The organism is Curvibacter sp. GW821-FHT01G03, from assembly GCF_059422285.1.
The window spans coordinates 106,548-123,726 of the sequence record NZ_JBWKWP010000005.1; the positions used below are offsets into that span (position 1 = coordinate 106,548).

16 protein-coding genes and 1 tRNA gene are annotated in these 17,179 nt (G+C 65.5%); 6 read left to right on the forward strand and 11 right to left on the reverse strand.

The window, feature by feature from the left end; translation table 11 throughout:
• Nucleotides 1–3: 3 nt before the first annotated feature.
• Both pdxH and AC07VS_RS08330 read right to left on the reverse strand, forming a co-directional pair.
• Nucleotides 4–660, reverse strand: coding sequence for a pyridoxamine 5'-phosphate oxidase (gene pdxH / locus AC07VS_RS08325; RefSeq protein WP_494750694.1), 657 nt, complete (start codon nucleotides 658–660; stop codon nucleotides 4–6).
• Between the two features lie 72 nt (nucleotides 661–732).
• Nucleotides 733–1,956 (reverse strand): MFS transporter, encoded by a 1,224-nt coding sequence (locus tag AC07VS_RS08330; protein WP_494750695.1) that lies wholly within the window; start codon nucleotides 1,954–1,956, stop codon nucleotides 733–735.
• Between the two features lie 185 nt (nucleotides 1,957–2,141).
• Between AC07VS_RS08330 and AC07VS_RS08335 the strand changes: the two genes are divergently transcribed.
• The 3 genes from AC07VS_RS08335 (at nucleotide 2,142) to AC07VS_RS08345 (ending at nucleotide 3,738) form a co-directional block, all read left to right on the forward strand.
• Complete coding sequence (locus AC07VS_RS08335) at nucleotides 2,142–3,062, forward strand: pseudouridine synthase (RefSeq protein WP_492349117.1); 921 nt, start codon at nucleotides 2,142–2,144, stop codon at nucleotides 3,060–3,062.
• Nucleotides 3,063–3,154: 92 nt separating this feature from the next.
• Nucleotides 3,155–3,409 (forward strand): type II toxin-antitoxin system HicA family toxin, encoded by a 255-nt coding sequence (locus tag AC07VS_RS08340; protein WP_494750696.1) that lies wholly within the window; start codon nucleotides 3,155–3,157, stop codon nucleotides 3,407–3,409.
• Between the two features lie 5 nt (nucleotides 3,410–3,414).
• Nucleotides 3,415–3,738: a type II toxin-antitoxin system HicB family antitoxin gene (locus AC07VS_RS08345; protein WP_492349164.1), complete on the forward strand. Its 324-nt coding sequence runs from the start codon at nucleotides 3,415–3,417 to the stop codon at nucleotides 3,736–3,738.
• A 45-nt stretch (nucleotides 3,739–3,783) separates the two neighbouring features.
• Here AC07VS_RS08345 and AC07VS_RS08350 read toward each other — a convergent pair whose 3' ends face one another.
• On the reverse strand, nucleotides 3,784–4,257 hold the full coding sequence (locus AC07VS_RS08350) for a RidA family protein (protein ID WP_492349115.1): 474 nt from the start codon (nucleotides 4,255–4,257) through the stop codon (nucleotides 3,784–3,786).
• Nucleotides 4,258–4,422: 165 nt separating this feature from the next.
• Here AC07VS_RS08350 and AC07VS_RS08355 point away from each other — a divergent pair.
• Both AC07VS_RS08355 and AC07VS_RS08360 read left to right on the forward strand, forming a co-directional pair.
• Nucleotides 4,423–4,496 (forward strand) — tRNA-Gly (locus AC07VS_RS08355).
• A 294-nt stretch (nucleotides 4,497–4,790) separates the two neighbouring features.
• Nucleotides 4,791–6,098, forward strand: coding sequence for a carbohydrate porin (locus AC07VS_RS08360; RefSeq protein ID WP_494656195.1), 1,308 nt, complete (start codon nucleotides 4,791–4,793; stop codon nucleotides 6,096–6,098).
• 42 nt (nucleotides 6,099–6,140) lie between these two features.
• On the opposite strand, the gene AC07VS_RS08365 is transcribed toward AC07VS_RS08360, so the two are convergent.
• The 8 genes from AC07VS_RS08365 to gabT form a co-directional block, all read right to left on the reverse strand.
• Entirely contained in the window at nucleotides 6,141–6,512 is a 372-nt protein-coding gene (locus tag AC07VS_RS08365) for a hypothetical protein (RefSeq protein ID WP_492349103.1), read from the reverse strand.
• A 469-nt stretch (nucleotides 6,513–6,981) separates the two neighbouring features.
• Nucleotides 6,982–8,460, reverse strand: a complete 1,479-nt coding sequence (locus tag AC07VS_RS08370) for an NAD-dependent succinate-semialdehyde dehydrogenase (RefSeq protein ID WP_494656194.1) — start codon at nucleotides 8,458–8,460, stop codon at nucleotides 6,982–6,984.
• Between the two features lie 45 nt (nucleotides 8,461–8,505).
• Nucleotides 8,506–9,471 (reverse strand): agmatinase, encoded by a 966-nt coding sequence (gene speB, locus AC07VS_RS08375; RefSeq protein WP_494750697.1) that lies wholly within the window; start codon nucleotides 9,469–9,471, stop codon nucleotides 8,506–8,508.
• 13 nt (nucleotides 9,472–9,484) lie between these two features.
• Nucleotides 9,485–10,306, reverse strand: a complete 822-nt coding sequence (locus AC07VS_RS08380; RefSeq protein WP_494750698.1) for an ABC transporter permease — start codon at nucleotides 10,304–10,306, stop codon at nucleotides 9,485–9,487.
• Between the two features lie 115 nt (nucleotides 10,307–10,421).
• On the reverse strand, nucleotides 10,422–11,675 hold the full coding sequence (locus AC07VS_RS08385) for an ABC transporter permease (protein ID WP_492349100.1): 1,254 nt from the start codon (nucleotides 11,673–11,675) through the stop codon (nucleotides 10,422–10,424).
• Between the two features lie 49 nt (nucleotides 11,676–11,724).
• Entirely contained in the window at nucleotides 11,725–12,762 is a 1,038-nt protein-coding gene (locus AC07VS_RS08390; RefSeq protein ID WP_492349099.1) for an ABC transporter substrate-binding protein, read from the reverse strand.
• 68 nt (nucleotides 12,763–12,830) lie between these two features.
• The gene (locus AC07VS_RS08395; RefSeq protein ID WP_494656193.1) at nucleotides 12,831–13,919 is read right to left on the reverse strand and encodes an ABC transporter ATP-binding protein; all 1,089 of its coding nucleotides are present in this window, start codon (nucleotides 13,917–13,919) and stop codon (nucleotides 12,831–12,833) included.
• Nucleotides 13,920–13,954: 35 nt separating this feature from the next.
• Nucleotides 13,955–15,247: a 4-aminobutyrate--2-oxoglutarate transaminase gene (gene gabT, locus AC07VS_RS08400; protein WP_492349097.1), complete on the reverse strand. Its 1,293-nt coding sequence runs from the start codon at nucleotides 15,245–15,247 to the stop codon at nucleotides 13,955–13,957.
• Between the two features lie 385 nt (nucleotides 15,248–15,632).
• On the opposite strand from gabT, the gene AC07VS_RS08405 reads away from it, so the two are divergent.
• Nucleotides 15,633–17,051 carry an aminotransferase-like domain-containing protein gene (locus AC07VS_RS08405; protein ID WP_492349096.1) on the forward strand — a complete coding sequence of 473 codons (1,419 nt, stop codon included), beginning with the start codon at nucleotides 15,633–15,635 and terminating at the stop codon, nucleotides 17,049–17,051.
• The last annotated feature ends 128 nt before the right edge of the window (nucleotides 17,052–17,179 follow it).

Below are 17,179 nucleotides of genomic sequence, written 5' to 3' on the forward strand. Positions count from 1 at the left end.
TCCTCACGGGGCCAGACGTTCGCGAACCCAGCCGCCGTTGTCTTCCAGGCGATAGCGCAGGCGATCGTGCAGGCGGCTCTTGCGGCCCTGCCAGAACTCCCAGCGCTCGGGCACCAGCCTGAAACCGCCCCAATGCGGCGGGCGTGGCGGCTTCAGCATGAACTGTGCGCCATAGCGCGCCGCATTGGCCACCAGCACGCTGCGGCCGCTGATGACCTGGCTTTGTGGGCTGGCCCAGGCGCCGATGCGGGAATCCAGCGGCCGGCTGTTGAAGTAAGCGTCGCTTTCCTCATCGCTGACCTTTTCCACCCGACCCTCGATGCGCACCACGCGCTCCAGCTCGACCCAGTGGAATTGCAAGGCGGCAAACGGGTTGCCGGCCAACTCATGCCCTTTGCGGCTTTCGTAATTGGTGTACCAGACGATGCCTCGTTCGTCATAGCCCTTGATCAGCACGATGCGGGTGCTGGGGCGCAGGTCGTGGCCCACGGTGGCCAGGGTCATGGCGTTGGGTTCGGGTACCTCGCCCGTGATGGCCTCGTTGAGCCATTTCTCGAATTGGCGCAAGGGTTGCGCCTCGGAGGCGTCTTCGCTGAGTTCTGCGCGCTCGTAGCTTTTGCGCAGGTCGGCAATCGCCGAAGGGCTGGTTTTGTTGCTCATGCACCGATTTTGCCTGCTGCCCGGCCCTTGCGCTTGACCCAGCACAGGGGCAGGGCATCGGCCGCAGGGTGTTCACACCTCCTGCGGCGGCAGGCGTTGCAGCCGACTGATGGCCGGCCCCGAGATCAGCAGCAGTTGCCAGGCGAAGGCCAGCACCGCCAGCCCCAGGCAGGCCGATTCGCCCCAATGCGCGCCCACCAGCCCACCCAGGGCGGCGCCCAGAGGGCGGGCGCCGGCATTGCCGGTCAGAAAGATGGCCGATACCCGGCCCAGCAAGGCCCCGGGCGTGACGGTCTGGCGCAGCGTCGTCGAGCTGATGGTCCAGATGATGGCCCCGCAGCCAAACACAAAAAAGCCGAGCCCGGCCAGTGCGGCCGAGGGCCACCACACGGTGGCCGCCAGGGTGCTGCAGGCCAGCAGCGACATGGCCGGCCCGAACTGCACGGCTCGGCCCAGGGGCAGGCGGGCCAGCACCCGGCTGGCCAGCAGGGCACCGCACACCATGCCGGCACCAAAGCCAGCCAGGGTCAGCCCCACGCTGGCCGCGTTCAGGCCCAGGTGGCGCACCGCATAAGACACATAAGTGCCCTGCAGCACGAACCAGCCGATGTTCCAGATCACGGCGGTCTGGAAGATGGGGCGCAACAAGGGTTGGTGCCACACCTGGCGGGCGCCCTCGCGCAGTTCGGCCCACGGGTGGCGCGGCGGCGCCGCGGTGCGGCGGGGCTCGTGCAGGCCGCGCATCCAGGCCACGGCCAGGCCCGAGCCGACGGCGGCCACCACAAAGGCGGTCGAGCCGCCAGCCCAGGCCACCAGGCTGCCGGCCAGGGCTGGGCCCCCCGCATACGCCAGGCTGCGCGCCAGTTCCAGCCGTCCGTTGGCCCGTGCCAGGGCGCTGCCCGGCACCAGCGACGGCACCAGGGCCGGGGCCGCCACGCTGAAGCCCACCGTGCCCAGGGCCCCGATGAAGCCCATGGCCAGCAGCCAGAGCAGGTTGGCCTGGCCCGTCAACAGGGCGCCCAGCAGCGCCAGCAGCGAGACGGCCCGCAACAACTCGGCACCCACCATCAGGCGCAGCCGCGAGCCGCGGTCGGCCAGCAGGCCCAGCGGGATCGAGAACAGCAGAAAGGGTAGGGTCTGGAAGGTGGCGAGAAGCCCGGTTTCACCCGGACCGGCCCCCAGCAGCGTGACCGCCACAATGGGCGTGGCCGCCAGGCTCAGTTGTTCGGCGGCCTGGGCGGCCAGGTTGGCCCAGGCCAGGCGGTTGAAGGCAGCGGGCAGCTTGGCGTCGGTCATGCAGGGGGCTTGTGCAAAAGGAGGGGATGGGTAGGCAGACGGCAAGTCTCGCAGCTTCTGTGGGGCCTTGCTGGCCGTTTGCGGACCTGAGGCCGTCAACACGTTCCGAGGCTGCGGGCTCGCTTATAGTTCGGCCGCCGATCCCTGCCCATCCCTGCCCACGCGGGCCCCGAACCTGCCACCCCATGTACAAGCCTGACCGTCCCGCCGTTCTGCCCATTCGCCAGGGGGTCAGCCCCAGTTGTGTGGCGGTGCCCGCAGGCCCTTGGCCGACCCTGCTCGATTTTCTGGTGCATCGCCTGCCCAAGGTCAGCCGACAGGACTGGATCGAACGCATGGCCCGCGGTGACGTGGTCTGTGAGCGCGGCAAGACGGTGACCCCCGAGCGGCCCTTTGAGCACAGCCTGCGCTTGTTTTACTACCGTGAGCTGGCCACCGAGCCGCAAATCCCTTTCGAGGTCGGCGTGGTGTACCAGGACGAGCATCTGCTGGTGGCCGACAAACCCCATTTCATGCCGGTCACACCCGGCGGGCGCTATCTGCACGAGACCTTGCTGGTGCGCCTGAAGCATCAACTGGGCATTGCCACGCTGTCACCCATCCACCGCATCGACCGAGAGACCGCCGGGCTGGTGCTGTTCTCGGTGGACCCGGCCAGCCGGGGGGCTTACCAGGCCCTGTTCCGCGAACGGGAGGTGAGCAAGCAATACGAGGCCATGGCGCCCTGGCGGCCCGAACTGAGCTTTCCGATCCGACGCCAGAGCCGCATCGTGGAAGACCCGGCGCAGTTCTTCCGCTGCTGCGAGGTGCCCGGCGAGCCCAATGCCGACAGCACGGTCGATGTGCTGGAGGTGCGTGGCGAGTTGGCGCTCTACCAACTCAGCCCTGTCACCGGCAAGCGCCACCAACTGCGGGTGCACATGAATGCGCTGGGCCTGCCCATCCACGACGACCACTTCTACCCGGTGGTGAACGACCCGCCCGAGGGCGATTACTCACAGCCCCTGCGCCTGCTGGCGCGGGCCCTGGCCTTCGACGACCCGGTGACGGGCCAGCCCCGTCAGTTTCGCAGTGGGTTGAGGCTGCGCTGGCCAGGGGAGGCCTGAGGGCGATCCGATGTCGAGGCAAAGTTCGCCTCGTCACATTGTTAACAAGTAGCTTGTTTGTTATCCTTAGAGTGCTAGCTAATATTGCAAGCATGAACGGCAAACATGCAAAGACACTGGCGGCCATTTTTGCAGTGCCCACCAGCAAGACTTTGGAGTGGGCAAAAATTGAAGCGCTTCTGATCGCTGTGGGTTGCCTTGTGGTGGAGGGGCGTGGGTCCCGCGTGCGCTTCGTGCACGGCCAAGTGGTGGCAAGCTTTCATCGCCCACACCCTGCCAAGGCGGCCAAGGCCTACCAAGTCGAAGACGCCCGTGACTTTCTGAAATCCATTGGAGTAACGCCTTGAACACCATGATCTACAGGGGCTATACCAGTCGCATCGATTTTGATGACCGTGATGACATCCTGGTGGGCCGCCTTTTGGGTATTCAGGATGTGGTGAGCTTTCATGCGGACAGCGTGGCTCAACTTCGGGAGGCTTTCCACGAAGCGGTGGATGATTACCTTCAAACCTGCGAAAAAATTGGCAAGCCTCCCCAAAAGCCTGCGAGCGGGAAGCTCATGTTGAGGGTGCCACCAGAGGTTCACGGCTCTGCACTGATTGCCGCCCAGGCCGCGGGCAAGAGTTTGAATCAGTGGGCAGCAGAGGTCCTGGCAACAGCCGCGCACGCTTGACACTCGTTTTGACACTCGTTCGTCAGCATGGGCGGCAGGACCCGTTCAGCCCCGAGCCGCCACCAGATCGATCTCGACCGACGCATTCTTCGGCAGTTGCCACACCCCCACCGAGGTGCGGGTGTGGCGGCCGGCGGCCCCCAGTACCTCGACCAGCAGGTCAGAGGCGGCATCGGCCACCTCGCTGTGCTGGGTGAAGTCGTCGGCGCATTGCACATACACGGTGACGCGCAGCACCTGCTGGATGCGGTCCAGGCTGCCCAGTTGCTGCTGCAGCAGGGCCAGTGCGCGCAGCACGCTGATGCGGGCGCCGGTGCGCGCCTGCTCCAGCGAGGTGCCGGCCCCCACGCGCCCGGTGACCTGCACCGTGGTGCCCACGCGGGGCACCTGGCCGCTGACATACACCGTGTCGCCGTGGCTCAGCACGCTCTGGTAGTTGCCCCCGATCACGATGGGGCCGGAAAAGGCATCGCCCCAGGGGGCGCAGGCAGCTTCGAAACGGGCTTGGCGGGTGGTCATGGTGGTGGCGAGGCAGGTGGCGTTGGGGTGGATCTTACCCGTGGTGTCGACGGACGGCGCTTCGCCAGTTGGCATCAATTCACGGTGCCGGTCGATTGGTCACACTGAACGGGCTGGCCGGATGCTCCGGAACGAGCTCGTTCTACCCCTATAATGCCGGCTGCCGCGGGTGTAGTTCAATGGTAGAACGGCAGCTTCCCAAGCTTCATACGAGGGTTCGATTCCCTTCACCCGCTCCAGATTCCCATCTCATAAGGCCTCAGGCCACCTCAGAACCCGCTGACCTCATTCTGGCAAGCGGGTTTTTTGTTGTTCATCCACAGGGAAGTTCGGCTTCCCTGTCCGCCCCCCGTGTCGTATGTCAGCCCGGTTAGCCTGCCTGGGTTGCCGATCTGGACGACGACTACCTTTGGCAACCCTTGGTCACAGCGCAGTCATGACACCCCCCCTATACTGCGCGGTCTTGCAAATTGGATGCGCTTGTGTACTTTCGTTTCAATCTTCTTTCCGGCCTGCTTCTGAGCGCTCTCAGCATGGCCACGCTTCCGGTCTGGGCCGATGCAGGCGAGGGTACAGACCCCTCTGCCGCTGACGAATCCAGCATGGCGCGCTTCCAGAGCACCTACATCTGGCAGAAAAAGAAGGCCTTCCAGGCGCCTTACTCAGGCCCCAACAGCCTCACACCGCAAGCGGAGCGAAGCTATACCCTGACCTTTGACGCCTTCCTGGGCTTCAAGCCCTGGAAGGATGGCGAGGTCTATTTCGTTCCCGAGATCAACCAGGGCCTGCCTCTGTCCTCACTCACGGGCCTGGGCGGCTTCACCAACGGTGAGGCCACGCGCGTCAGTGGCACCAACCCCACGCTGTACCGGCAAAAGCTGTTTTTGCGCCAGACCTGGAACCAGGGTGGCGGGCAGGAGAAGGTGGACGCGGCGGTCGATCAGATGGCCGGCACGGTGGACCGCAACCGGTGGGTACTGACCGCCGGTAATTTCTCGACGCTCGACGTGTTTGATGACAACGCCTATGCCAAAGACCCGCGCACCCAGTTCATGAACTGGTCGGGCATGTCGCACACCTCGTACGACTACGCGGCCGACGCACGTGGCTTTGGCTGGGGCGCGGCGCTGGAGTGGTACCAGGGTCCGTGGGTCTTGCGCGCCGGCCGCATGACCGGCCCGACCACACCCAACGGGCAGCCGGTGGACCTGCGCATCTTCAAGCACTACGGCGATCAGTTTGAAGTTGAGCATGCGCACGAATTGGCAGGGCAGCCCGGCAAGGTCCGGGTGCTGGCTTGGCGTGCCCGGGCGCAACTGGCCCGTTACGATACCGCACTGGCCTACGGGCAGGCCAACCCGGGTGCCGCCGACAAGCAATGGATTGCTGCAGTCCGCGGGCCCGAGCAGACCAAGTATGGCCTGGGCCTGAACATCGAGCAGGCCATCAACCCCGAATCCGGTGTGTTCATGCGGGCCATGAAGGCCGATGGCAAGACCGAGACCTATGCCTTTGCCGAGGCCGATGCCTCGTTCTCGACCGGCTACGCCAGCTCAGGCAAGGCCTGGGGCCGGTCGCAGGACACGGTGGGTTTCATGTTTGCGCGCAACATGCTGTCGGCCGATCGGCGTACCTACCTGGCGGCTGGCGGCATCTCGTTCTTCATCGGCGATGGTGCCTTGCGCTACAAGCCTGAAACCCTGGTTGAGCTGTACTACAACATGAACGTGCACAAGAATCTGTGGGTGTCGCTCGATTACCAGCGCATCAGCAACCCGGCCTATAACGCTGACCGTGGTCCGGTCAATGTGGGGTCCGTGCGCCTGCACGCCGAGTTCTGAGGTTCCTGAGGGGCTGACGCAGCCCCCTATGCTCAGTGAAGCTCAGGAGCTGCCGCCCTCGGTGGCGGTCCAGCGGATGCCGGCCACACCCAGGTTGTGTTCGCTGATGTGCTCGGCAAACACCGGGATCAGGGTGGTCAGGTGGTTGTGATAGCGCTCTTTCCACATGGCACGCAGGTGGTTCAGGCCTTTTTCATTGCGGTACAGCGTGCCGTCCCAGCCAATCAACAGCACGGCGGCCTCGCCTTCATCCACCAGCACGCACAGCAAGGCATCGTCGGCGTCTTCGTTGAGCGAAGCGGCCAAAGCGGCCTCATGGGACGCAATGCCCTCCACATACAGGTCCAGGCTCAGCGCCTGCTGACCCGAAAAGGCACGCAGCAATTCGCTGGCGATCTGGATTTGGTCTGTCATGCGCGTTGGAGCCATCGGCTCAAGAGTTGCTGCCACCCATCCTAGCAGCGCCCAAGCCCCGCCAAAGCGCAGTCAACTGATAAATGCGAAGGGATTGGCCCGATGTTTGAAAGGGCCCAAAACCGCCTCGACCAGGCTTCAGTTCGTCACGGCAGCAAGGCTCAGATGGCCGCGGAGCAGGCCAAGCCAGCGGCACCCGAGGAGCTGGCTCTGCCAGGCCTCTGGGTGCGCCCCTTGAGGGGGATGGGGGCCACATGCAGTGAGGCCATCTGACAGGGTGGTCCTTTTCAGCCCTGAAAAACCAGCCATCAGAGCGTTGAAGTTCGTCACCACGCCAAGGCCCAAAAGGCCGCGGAGCAGGCCATACCAGCGACACCCGAGGAGCTGGCTCTGCCAGGCCTCTGGGTGTGCCCCTTGAGGGGGATGGGGGGCCACACGCAGTGAGGCCACCCAACAGGGTGGACCTATTTCATTTCAAAATGTCACCCAGGCACAAGTACTTCAGTTCGACGTAGTCGTCCATGCCGTGGTGCGAGCCTTCACGGCCCAGGCCCGACTGCTTGACGCCGCCAAAGGGCACGTGTTCGGTCGCGATGACGCCGGCGTTGATGCCGACCATGCCGTATTCCAGGGCTTCGCTCACGCGGAAGATGCGGCCCACGTCGCGGCTGTAGAAATAGCTGGCCAGGCCGAACTCGGTGTTGTTGGCCGCGTCGATGGCTTCTTGCTCGGTCTTGAAGCGGAACACCGGTGCGAAGGGGCCAAAGGTCTCTTCACGGGCGCACAGCATGTCGGCCGTGGCATCGGCGACCACGGTGGGTTCGACGAATTGACCACTGAGCTTGTTGCCGCCAGCCACCACGCGAGCGCCCTTGGCCAGGGCATCGGCCACATGGCGATGAACCTTCTCGACGGCCGCATCCTCGATCAGCGGGCCCTGGTTCACACCTTCCTCGAAACCATTGCCCACCTTCAGGGCCTTGACCTTGGCGGCGAACTTTTCAATGAAGGCGTCGTAGACGCCATCCTGCACATAGAGGCGGTTGGCGCACACGCAGGTCTGGCCGGCGTTGCGGTATTTGCTGGCCATGGCGCCTTCGACCGCGCTGTCCAGGTCGGCATCATCAAACACGATGAAGGGTGCGTTGCCGCCCAGTTCCAGCGACATTTTCTTGACCGTGGGGGCGCTTTGGGCCATCAGGATGCGGCCCACCTCGGTGCTGCCGGTGAAGCTGATGTGGCGCACCACGTCGCTGGCGCAGAACACCTTGCCCACAGCGATGCTGTTGCTGCCATCGGCCGTCAACAGGTTCAGCACCCCGGCCGGGATGCCGGCGCGCACGGCCAGCTCAGCGGCGGCCAGCGCGGTCAGGGGGGTGAGCTCTGCGGGTTTGATCACCACCGGGCAACCGGCCGCCAGGGCAGGCGCCACCTTGCGGGTGATCATGGCCAGCGGGAAGTTCCAGGGCGTGATGGCCGCGCACACGCCGATGGGCTGCTTGAGCACCATCAGGCGACGGTTGTTGTCGAACTGGGGCAGGGTTTCGCCGTTCACGCGCTTGGCTTCTTCGGCAAACCATTCGACAAAGCTGGCGCCGTAGGCCACTTCGCCCTTGGCTTCGGCAAAAGGTTTGCCCTGTTCGGCAGTCATGATGCGGCCCAGGTCCTCCTGGTTGGCCATCAGCAGCTGGAACCACTTGAGCAGAATGGCGTGGCGCTCTTTGCCGGTCTTGGCGCGCCAGGCGGGCCAGGCGGCGTTGGCGGCCGCGATGGCGGCTTCGGCATCGGCCGCGCCCAGGTTGGCCACGTCGGCCAGCTTCAGGCCGGTGGCTGGGTCGTTGACGTCGAAGCGGCTGCTGCCGGCCACCCATTGACCATTGATCAATGCGTCAGTCTTGAGCAGGGTGGGGTCTTTGAGCAGGGCGAGGGGGGAGGTCTTCATGTCCATGGCTTGGTTTTCCGTGTCGGCAAGAAAAGAAGGGGGGGAGGGGGCTCAGCGGCAGGGCACGCCGGGCAGCACGCACAGCATCTCGTACAACAGGTTGGCCGCCAGCAAGGCCGTGTTGCCGCTGGCGTCGTAGGGCGGGCTGACCTCCACGAGGTCGCAGCCTATCACGTTCAATCCGCGGCAGCCGCGCACGATTTCCAGCCCCTGGGGCACGGTCAGGCCGCCGATTTCAGGGGTGCCGGTTCCGGCAGCGTAGCTGGGGTCGAGACCGTCGATGTCAAAGCTGATGTACACCGGATGATCGGGGCCGATGCGTTCGCGCACCTGGGCCATCAAGGGGGCCAGCGACTGGTACCAGACCTCGTGTGCCGGCACCACGGTGAAGCCCTGCTGGCGCGGCCAGTCAAAGTCATCGGCGGCGTAGCCGGTGCCGCGCAGACCGATCTGCCACACCTTGTCGCGGGCCAGCAGGCCTTCTTCGACGGCGCGGCGGAAGGGCGTGCCGTGGGCGATGCGTTCGCCGAACATGTCGTCGTTGATGTCGGCATGGGCATCGACGTGGATCAGCGCCACCGGACCGTGGTGTTTGGCCACGGCGCGCAGGATGGGCAGCGCGATGGTGTGATCGCCGCCCAGCGTCAGGGGCACGCAGCCGTGGCTCAGCACCTCGTCATAGAAGGCGGTGATGATGTCCACCGACTTGGGCAGCGAGTAGGTGTTGATCGGCACATCGCCCAGGTCGGCCACCTGCAGCGCATCAAACGGTGCGGCACCCGTGGCCATGTTGTAGGGGCGCAGCAGACAGGATTCGGCGCGGATCTGGCGCGGGCCGAAGCGGGTGCCCGAGCGATTGGAGGTGCCGATGTCCAGTGGCACGCCGATGAAGGCCGCATCCAGCCCCTGCGCGGAGGTGGTGACGGGCAGGCGCATCATGCTGGCCAGGCCGGCAAATCGCGGCATGGTGTTGCCGCCCAGTGGCTGGTTCAAGTGGGATGGAGGGGTGTGGCTCATGGCAGGCCCCCGCTCAGCGTTTGCGCCCGCGCAGCCATTCCAGGGCCAGCAGCAAGGCGGTGGTGAAGCAGATCAGCAGGGTGGCCACCGCGGCAATCGTGGGCGAGATGTTCTCGCGGATGCCGGTGAACATCTGGCGCGGCAGGGTGGCCTGCTCGGCCCCGGCCAGGAACAGCGTCACCACCACTTCGTCAAACGACGTGGCAAAGGCGAACAGCGCGCCCGAGATCACACCCGGTGCAATCACCGGCAGGGTGATGCGGAAGAAGGTGTTGAACGGGGTCTCGCCCAGGCTCAGCGAGGCGCGCACCAGGTTGTGGTTGAAGCCCGCCAGCGTGGCCAGCACGGTGGTCAGCACAAAGGGGGCGCCCAGGGCAGCGTGCACGATGATCAGGCCGAAGTAGCTGTCAGCCAGGCCCAGCGGCGCAAAGTACAGGTAGGTGGCCACGCCCACCACCACGATGGGCACCACCATGGGCGCGATCAGCACGCCCATCAGCAGGCCCTTGAACGGGAAGGTGGCGCGCGACAGGCCCACCGCAGCCAAGGTGCCCAGCGAGGTGGCCAGCAGCGTGGCAGCCGGCGCCACGATGAAGCTGTTGCGCGTGGCCCGAGCCCATTCGGTGGACTCGAACAGGTTGCGGTACCACTTCAGCGACCAGCCCGGGATCGGGTAGGCCAGAAACGAGCTGTCGGAGAACGACAGCGGCACCATCACCAGGATGGGGGCCAGCAGGAACACCAGCACGGCCACGCACAGCAGCCGCACCGCCCACCAGCCGGCCTTGTCGGCGGCGGTGGCGTACAGGGGGAATTCAGGCATCTTGATTGACATCGCGCATCTTTCAAACAGGAACAGGACACAGCCCGCCGCCGGGCCGCCCCAAGGCGGGCTGGGCCCCCTTGGGGGGCAGCGACCACACGAAGTGAGTGAGCGTGGGGGCCATATTTCAGCCGAGACTCAGTTCGGCTTTGCCGATGCGGCGGTACACGCCGTAAAGAATCAGCGTGGCGCCCAGCAGGATGGCGCCCAGGGCGCAGGCCATGCCCCAGTTCACCTCGACGTTGGTGTAACGGGCGATGTAGTAGCTCAGCATCTGGTCGTCGGCCCCGCCCAGCAGGGCCGGGGTCACGTAGTAACCAATCGACAAAATGAACACCAGCAAGGCGCCAGCCCCGATGCCCGGGTAGGTCTGCGGCACATAGACGCGGAAGAAAGCGGCCAGCGGCGCGCTGCCCAGCGACACCGCGGCGCGCAGGTAGGTGGGGGGAACGTTCTTCATCACGCTGTACAGCGGCAGGATCATGAAGGGCAGCAGGATGTGCACCATGGCGATCACCACGCCGGTGCGGTTGAACAGCAGGGGCAGGGGCTCGTGGATCAGGCCCAGGCCCATCAGCCCGCTGTTGACCAGGCCTTCGGACTGCAGCAGCACGATCCAGGCGGCCACACGCACCAGGATCGAGGTCCAGAACGGCACCAGCACCAGGATCATCAGCACATTGGCCGAACGCTCGGGCAGTGAGGCCAGCCACCAGGCCAGGGGGTAGCCCAGCAGCAGGCAACAGATCGTCACCACCAGGCTGATGTGAAAGGTGCGCAGCAGGATGGCGCCAAAGGCACGCTGCTCTTCAGGCATGCGCTCGATGGCACCCTCGGCGTCGCGTTTCAGGTCGAGCGAGGCCAGCAGGTAGTCGGGTGTCCAGCGCGAGCCGTTCTTGGCAATCGCCTGCCAGAACGGGACCTCGCCCCAGCGTGGGTCGGCCTGCAGCAGGCGGGCCTGGATGTCGGCGTCGCTGCCCTCGAAGGGCAGGGCGCGGTAGGCGCCCATCACCAGCGAGCGGGCACCGGGCACCTCAGTGTTGAGTCGGCGGGCCAACTGGCCGGCATCGGCACTGTCGGGCAGTTGCGCCAGGTCCTTGACCAGGGCGCCGTAGGCCGCGGCAGCGGGGGTGTCACGCCCGTTCCAGCCGTCCAGCGCGCGGATGGTCAGGGGCAGGGCGTTGGCCACCTCGGGGTTTTCGACCGCGCGCTGGAGCAGCGCGACGATCGGCACCAGCAGGGTCAGGAGCAGAAACACCAGCAAGGGCAGGGTCAGTCCGAAGGCTCGCCACTGGCGGCGCGCTTCGGCTCGGGATAAGGCTTTGCGCAGTGCGCCGGGCTCATCGCCCGGTGCGCCGGCGGCTCGGATGGGTGCTGCCATGGTGAATCGGCTCCGTCTCTCAGTCAGTGTTGCTCAGGCTCAGGCGTGTTTACTGGGTGGCCCAGGCAGCAAAGCGCTTTTCAAGCGCTTCGCCCTGGTCGGCCCAGAAGCTCACGTTGAACTGCAGGGCTTCCTTGGCGTTGGCGGCCGAGGTGGGCAGGTCGTCCAGCACCTTCTTGTCGAGCTTGGCCAGGGCCTTGCTGTTGGTCGGGCCGTAGGCGATGTTTTGCGCGTACACGGCCTGGTTGCCAGCTTGCAGGCCGAAGGCGATGAACTTTTGCGACAGTTCCTTGTTCGGCGCGCCCTTGGGGATGACCCAGTAGTCCAGGTCATATATGCCGCCGGGCCAATAGATCTTCAGGTTGCGGCCTTCGCGGTTGGCGGCGTCGATGCGGCCGTTGTAGACCGTGCTCAGCACCACGTCACCGGCGACCAGGAACTGGGGCGCCTGGGCGCCGGCCTCCCACCACTGGATGTTGGGCTTGAGTTCGGTCAGCTTCTTGAAGGCGCGGTCGGCGCCGTCCTTGGTGGCCAGTACCTTGTACACATCGCCCGGCTTCACGCCATCGGCCAGCAGTGCGAATTCGAGGTTGTAACGGGCGCCCTTGCGCATGCCGCGCTTGCCAGGGATCTTCTTGGTGTCAAAGAAGTCGGCCCAGCTGCTGGGGGCGCTCTTGAGCTTGTCGCCGTTGTAGGCCATCACGGTGGACCACACGAACACGCCCACACCGCATTCGGTGACGGCGGCGGGCAGCAGGTCGGCCTTGTCGGCCAGCTTGCTGTAGTCGAGCTTTTCGAACAGGCCTTCGTCGCAGCCGCGCACCGCGTCGGGCGATTCGACCTCGACCACATCCCAGGTCACCTTCTTGGTCTCGACCATGGCCTTGATCTTGGCCTGCTCACCGTTGTATTCCACCGGCACCACCTTGACACCGGTTTTTTCGAAGGGCTCGTAGTAGGCCTTCTTCTGGGCGTTGGCGTTGGCGCCGCCGAAGTTGACGATGGTCAACTGCTGCTCGGCAAAGCTGGGCAGGGCCAGGCAGGCGGCCAGGGCGGCGGCTGCGCAGGGGATCAGGCTCTTTTTCATGGCACGTTTTCCTTTGTTGGAAGTTGAGGTTCTAGAGAGAGGGAGCGCGAAAAAAACGTTGTCGTGGTTCACACCGCGTACAGGCGGGTGGCCGCGGCCGGGAACTCCAGCCGCACCGGCTCGCCAGCTTGTGGATGGGGGTTGCTGTCGGCACGGGTCAAAGGCAGCTTCACGGTGGCCTCGGCCTGGCCCTCGCCCAGCGAGCACAGCAGGCGCAGGTGGTCGCCGTAATAGATCACGCGGGCCACGGTGGCGGCCAGCGAGTTGGGTACCGGCGCGGCCGAGCCCAGGTGCAGCACGATGCGCTCGGGCCGCACACAGGCTTCCACGGCGGCGCCGTCGGCCACGCCGTTCACGTTCAGGCCCTGAAGGCGCTGGCCATCGGCCAGTTGCAGGGCGTTGCCACCCTGCAGGCTGCCCTTGAGCACGGTGCTGTCGCCCACGAAGCCAGCCACGAAGCGGTTGCTCGGGGCTTCGTACAGGTCTTCCACCGAGGCCAGTTGCTGGATCACGCCTTCGTTGAACACGGCCACACGGTCGCTCATGGTCAGTGCCTCGCCCTGGTCGTGGGTCACGTAGACAAAGGTCACGCCCAATTGCCGGTGCAATTCCTTCAGCTCGATCTGCATGTGCTCGCGCAGTTGCTTGTCGAGCGCACCCAGCGGCTCGTCCATCAGCACCAGCTGTGGCTCGAACACCAGGGCGCGGGCCAGCGCCACCCGCTGTTGCTGGCCGCCCGAGAGGCGGCCCGGCAGGCGATCGGCCATGCCGCCCAGGCGTACCATGTCCAGCGCCTTGGCCACGCGGCGGGCCTGCTCGTCCTTGGGCACCTTGCGCACGGTCAGCGGGTAGGCCACGTTCTGCCCCACGGTGAGGTGGGGAAACAGGGCGTAGTTCTGGAACACCATGCCGAAGTTGCGCTTGTGCGGCGGCGTGCCGGTGATCTGGCGGCCGTCCAGCAGGATGTCGCCTGCCGTGGGCGATTCAAAGCCGGCCAACATCATCAGCGTGGTGGTCTTGCCCGAGCCCGAGGGTCCCAGCAAGCTCAGAAATTCGCCGCGCTGGATGTCCAGGTTCAGATCACGCACCACGAGCTGTTCGCCGTCGTAGGTCTTTTGCACGCCGGAGAAGCGCACCAGGGGTTCTGCTTGAGACATGTTTGTGTGCAAGGGCAGGAAAGTAGCGTGTTGGATCAGCGCTGGGCTTTGAAGCTCTCGGCCAGGATGGCCAGACCTTCATCGATCAGTGCGTCAGAGGCGGTCAGCGGCACCAGGATGCGGATCACGTTGCCGTAGGTTCCGCAGGACAGCAGCACCAGACCGCGGCGAGCGGCTTCGGCCACCACGTTCTTGGTCAGGTTCGCGTCGGGGCGGCTCTTGTCGCCGTTCTCGAACAGCTCGATGGCCACCATGGCGCCCAGGCCGCGCACATCGCCAATCGAGGCTTCGCTCTCGGCAATGCGGCGCAGACCTGCTTGCAAGTTTTGGCCCAGGGTCTTGCTGCGCTCCAGCAGCTTCTCGTCTTCAAAGGCCTGGATCACGGCCAGGGCGGCGGCGCAGGCCACCGGGCTGCCGGCATAGGTGCCGCCCAGGCCACCGGCGGCGGGGGCGTCGATCACTTCGGCGCGGCCCACCACACCCGACAGCGGGAAGCCGCCGGCCAGCGACTTGGCGGTGGTGATCAGATCCGGGGCCACCGGCCATTGCTCGCAGGCGAACCAGGTGCCGGTGCGGCCGGCGCCGGTCTGCACTTCGTCGGCGATCAACAAGATGCCATGGCGCTCGGCCAGGGCCTTCAGGCCCGAGATGAACTCGGGCGGGGCCACATTGAAGCCGCCTTCGCCCTGCACCGGCTCGACGATGAAGGCCGCCACGCGCTGGGGCTCGATGTCGTTCTTGAAGATCAGTTCGATCGAATGCAGGGCATCGGCCACGCTCACGCCATGCAAGTCGTTGGGGAACAAGGCATGGTAGATCTCGCCCGGGAAGGGGCCGAAGCCGACCTTGTAGGGGGCGACCTTGCCGGTCAGGCCCAGGGTCAGGTTGGTGCGGCCGTGGTAGCCGCCGGTGAAGGCGATCACACCCGGGCGGCGGGTGTGGGCGCGGGCGATCTTGATGGCGTTTTCAACGGCTTCGGCGCCGGTGGTCAGCAGCAGGCTCTTCTTGGCAAAGTCGCCGGGAGCCAGTGTGTTCAGGCGCTCGCAGACTTCCACATAGGGTTCATAGGCCACCACCTGGAAGCAGGTGTGGGTGTACAGCGCCAGCTGGGCCTGCACGGCGGCGATCACCTGGGGGTGCAGGTGGCCGGTGTTGAGCACGGCGATGCCACCCGCGAAGTCGATGAAGCGACGGCCTTCCACGTCCCAGAACTCAGCGTTTTCGGCCTTCTGGATGAAGATCTCGTGCGACTGGCCCACGCCGCGGGCGACGGCGGCCTGGCGGCGGGCAAGAAGGGCGGCGTTGGTGAAATGGCGTTCTGACTTCATGGTTTCAAGCGGTTGGTTGAACAGATGGATGGACTTTACGGATCGTTTCTGTTTTGAACCATGTACACACACTTCAGGATTTGGACGCACTGTGCAGGTCGAGTTGCCTGTACATGGAATCCCTGATCTGGTGCCTTGCACCGCAGTGGCGCAAAAGCCTGTGTCGCTTGGCCAGGCATGCGCCGGCTTGGGGCATCGTCAGATTCTGAATCGCGGGTTAACCCTTGGATTTGCGCCCCATCAAGGCCCTGTTTTGGGGCGTTTCCGCAGCGCCAGCTTGAATCGATGGGTCGATGGCGTTGGGCGTTAGACTTCCCGCTGGTGGCTGCCCGGCCAGCGATCCCCGGGCGCCGTGTTTTTTCGATCCGGGTCTTCTGTCTTCCTGATGCTCACACTCCGTACCGATGTCCAGACCCCGCTGGTGAGCCAGATCGTCGACGGCTTGCGCGGCCTGATCGCGGGCCAGGTGATCAAGCCGGGCAGCAAACTACCTTCCATTCGGGCCTTTGCGGCGGCCCATGGCGTGAGCGTCTTCACCGTGGTCGAGGCCTATGACCGCCTGGTGGCTCAGGGCTGGCTGGTCTCGCGTGCCAATGCCGGTTTTTTTGTGAAGCGGCGCGACGAGGGCGCGGCGCCAGCGGTGGCCGGTCAGGCGCCGCGTGAGGCGCCGCGCTTTGATGCGCGCTGGTACCTCAAGCAGATTTTCGAAAACCGCAACCTGCCCATGAAGCCGGGCTGTGGCTGGTTGCCGCACGACTGGCTGTTTGGTGACGCCGTGCGGCGCAGCCTGAGGCAGCTGTCCACCGACGGCCCCGAACTGGACGGCTACGGTCTGCCCTCGGGCCACATGGCCCTGCGCATGATGATTGCCGAGTCGTTGGCCGAGCACCAGATCACCGTCGATGCCGACCAGGTGCTGCTCACCCATGGCTCCAGCCAGGCGCTGGACCTGGTGGCGCGCTGCCTACTCAAGCCCGGGGATGCCGTGCTGGTGGACGACCCGGCCTACCCCAACCTGCTGTACATGCTGCGCTTCGCCGGTGCCCGGTTGATCGGCGTGCCGCGCACCCCCACGGGCTATGACCTGCCCGCACTGGAGGCGCTGGTTCAGTTGCACAAGCCCAAGGCCTTCTTCACCCAGCCTCGCCTGCAAAGCCCCACATGCTCGCTGGCGTCGGTGGCGCACTTGCACCGCTTGCTGCAACTGGCCGAGCAACACGATTTTGTGCTGGTCGAAAACGACCTGTATGCCGACATGGACGGCACCTCGCGTTCCTCGCTCGCCAGCCTGGACCAGTTGCGCCGGGTGGTCTACATCGGCAGCTATTCCAAGACCATCTCGCCCAATCTGCGGGTGGGTTACTTGCTGGCCCGTCCCGACATGCTGGGCGAGTTCGTGCAGCTCAAGATGGTGGCCGGCCTGACCTCCTCCGACATCGCCGAGCGCGTGACGTTTGGCGTGATCACCGATGGGCGCTGGCGCAAGCACCTCAAATCGCTGCGCGATCGCCTGGGCGAAGCCCACCGTCAGGTGGGCCGGCGCCTGGACAGCCTGGGTTTTGAGCTGTTCCATGAGCCCGAGGCCGGCATGTACCTGTGGGCCCGCCACCCCGACCTGCCCGACAGTGCCGAGCTGTCCAAGGAGGCCACGGCCGCCGGCATCATGCTGGGGCCGGGGCAGCTGTTCCTGGTCGAGCCGCGGCCCACCGGCTGGCTGCGCTTCAACGTGGCGTTCTGCCAGGACGAGCGCCTGTGGCAGTTTCTGGCCCAGCGCATCGAGCTGGGGCGTCAGGTGGCGCAGTGATGCGCTGCCCGGGCCGCCGAATCTTATAATTGCCTGTTTGGCCCGGCACTGCGCGCGGGCCCCGTCACGGCGCGGGCGGCGCCATGAGCTCACCAATGGGTGAGGGCATGGACCACCCACCCAACCAG

Coding starts and splice junctions, on each gene's coding strand:
- pdxH (WP_494750694.1), bottom strand. CDS start 660: ATGAGCAACAAAACCAGCCCTTCGGCGATTGCCGACCTGCGCAAAAGC.
- AC07VS_RS08390 (WP_492349099.1), bottom strand. CDS start 12,762: ATGAAAAAGAGCCTGATCCCCTGCGCAGCCGCCGCCCTGGCCGCCTGC.
- AC07VS_RS08350 (WP_492349115.1), bottom strand. CDS start 4,257: ATGACCACCCGCCAAGCCCGTTTCGAAGCTGCCTGCGCCCCCTGGGGC.
- speB (WP_494750697.1), bottom strand. CDS start 9,471: ATGAGCCACACCCCTCCATCCCACTTGAACCAGCCACTGGGCGGCAAC.
- AC07VS_RS08365 (WP_492349103.1), bottom strand. CDS start 6,512: ATGACAGACCAAATCCAGATCGCCAGCGAATTGCTGCGTGCCTTTTCG.
- AC07VS_RS08330 (WP_494750695.1), bottom strand. CDS start 1,956: ATGACCGACGCCAAGCTGCCCGCTGCCTTCAACCGCCTGGCCTGGGCC.
- AC07VS_RS08405 (WP_492349096.1), top strand. CDS start 15,633: ATGCTCACACTCCGTACCGATGTCCAGACCCCGCTGGTGAGCCAGATC.
- AC07VS_RS08380 (WP_494750698.1), bottom strand. CDS start 10,306: ATGTCAATCAAGATGCCTGAATTCCCCCTGTACGCCACCGCCGCCGAC.
- AC07VS_RS08340 (WP_494750696.1), top strand. CDS start 3,155: ATGAACGGCAAACATGCAAAGACACTGGCGGCCATTTTTGCAGTGCCC.
- AC07VS_RS08360 (WP_494656195.1), top strand. CDS start 4,791: ATGGCCACGCTTCCGGTCTGGGCCGATGCAGGCGAGGGTACAGACCCC.
- AC07VS_RS08370 (WP_494656194.1), bottom strand. CDS start 8,460: ATGGACATGAAGACCTCCCCCCTCGCCCTGCTCAAAGACCCCACCCTG.
- AC07VS_RS08335 (WP_492349117.1), top strand. CDS start 2,142: ATGTACAAGCCTGACCGTCCCGCCGTTCTGCCCATTCGCCAGGGGGTC.
- AC07VS_RS08385 (WP_492349100.1), bottom strand. CDS start 11,675: ATGGCAGCACCCATCCGAGCCGCCGGCGCACCGGGCGATGAGCCCGGC.
- AC07VS_RS08345 (WP_492349164.1), top strand. CDS start 3,415: ATGATCTACAGGGGCTATACCAGTCGCATCGATTTTGATGACCGTGAT.
- AC07VS_RS08395 (WP_494656193.1), bottom strand. CDS start 13,919: ATGTCTCAAGCAGAACCCCTGGTGCGCTTCTCCGGCGTGCAAAAGACC.
- gabT (WP_492349097.1), bottom strand. CDS start 15,247: ATGAAGTCAGAACGCCATTTCACCAACGCCGCCCTTCTTGCCCGCCGC.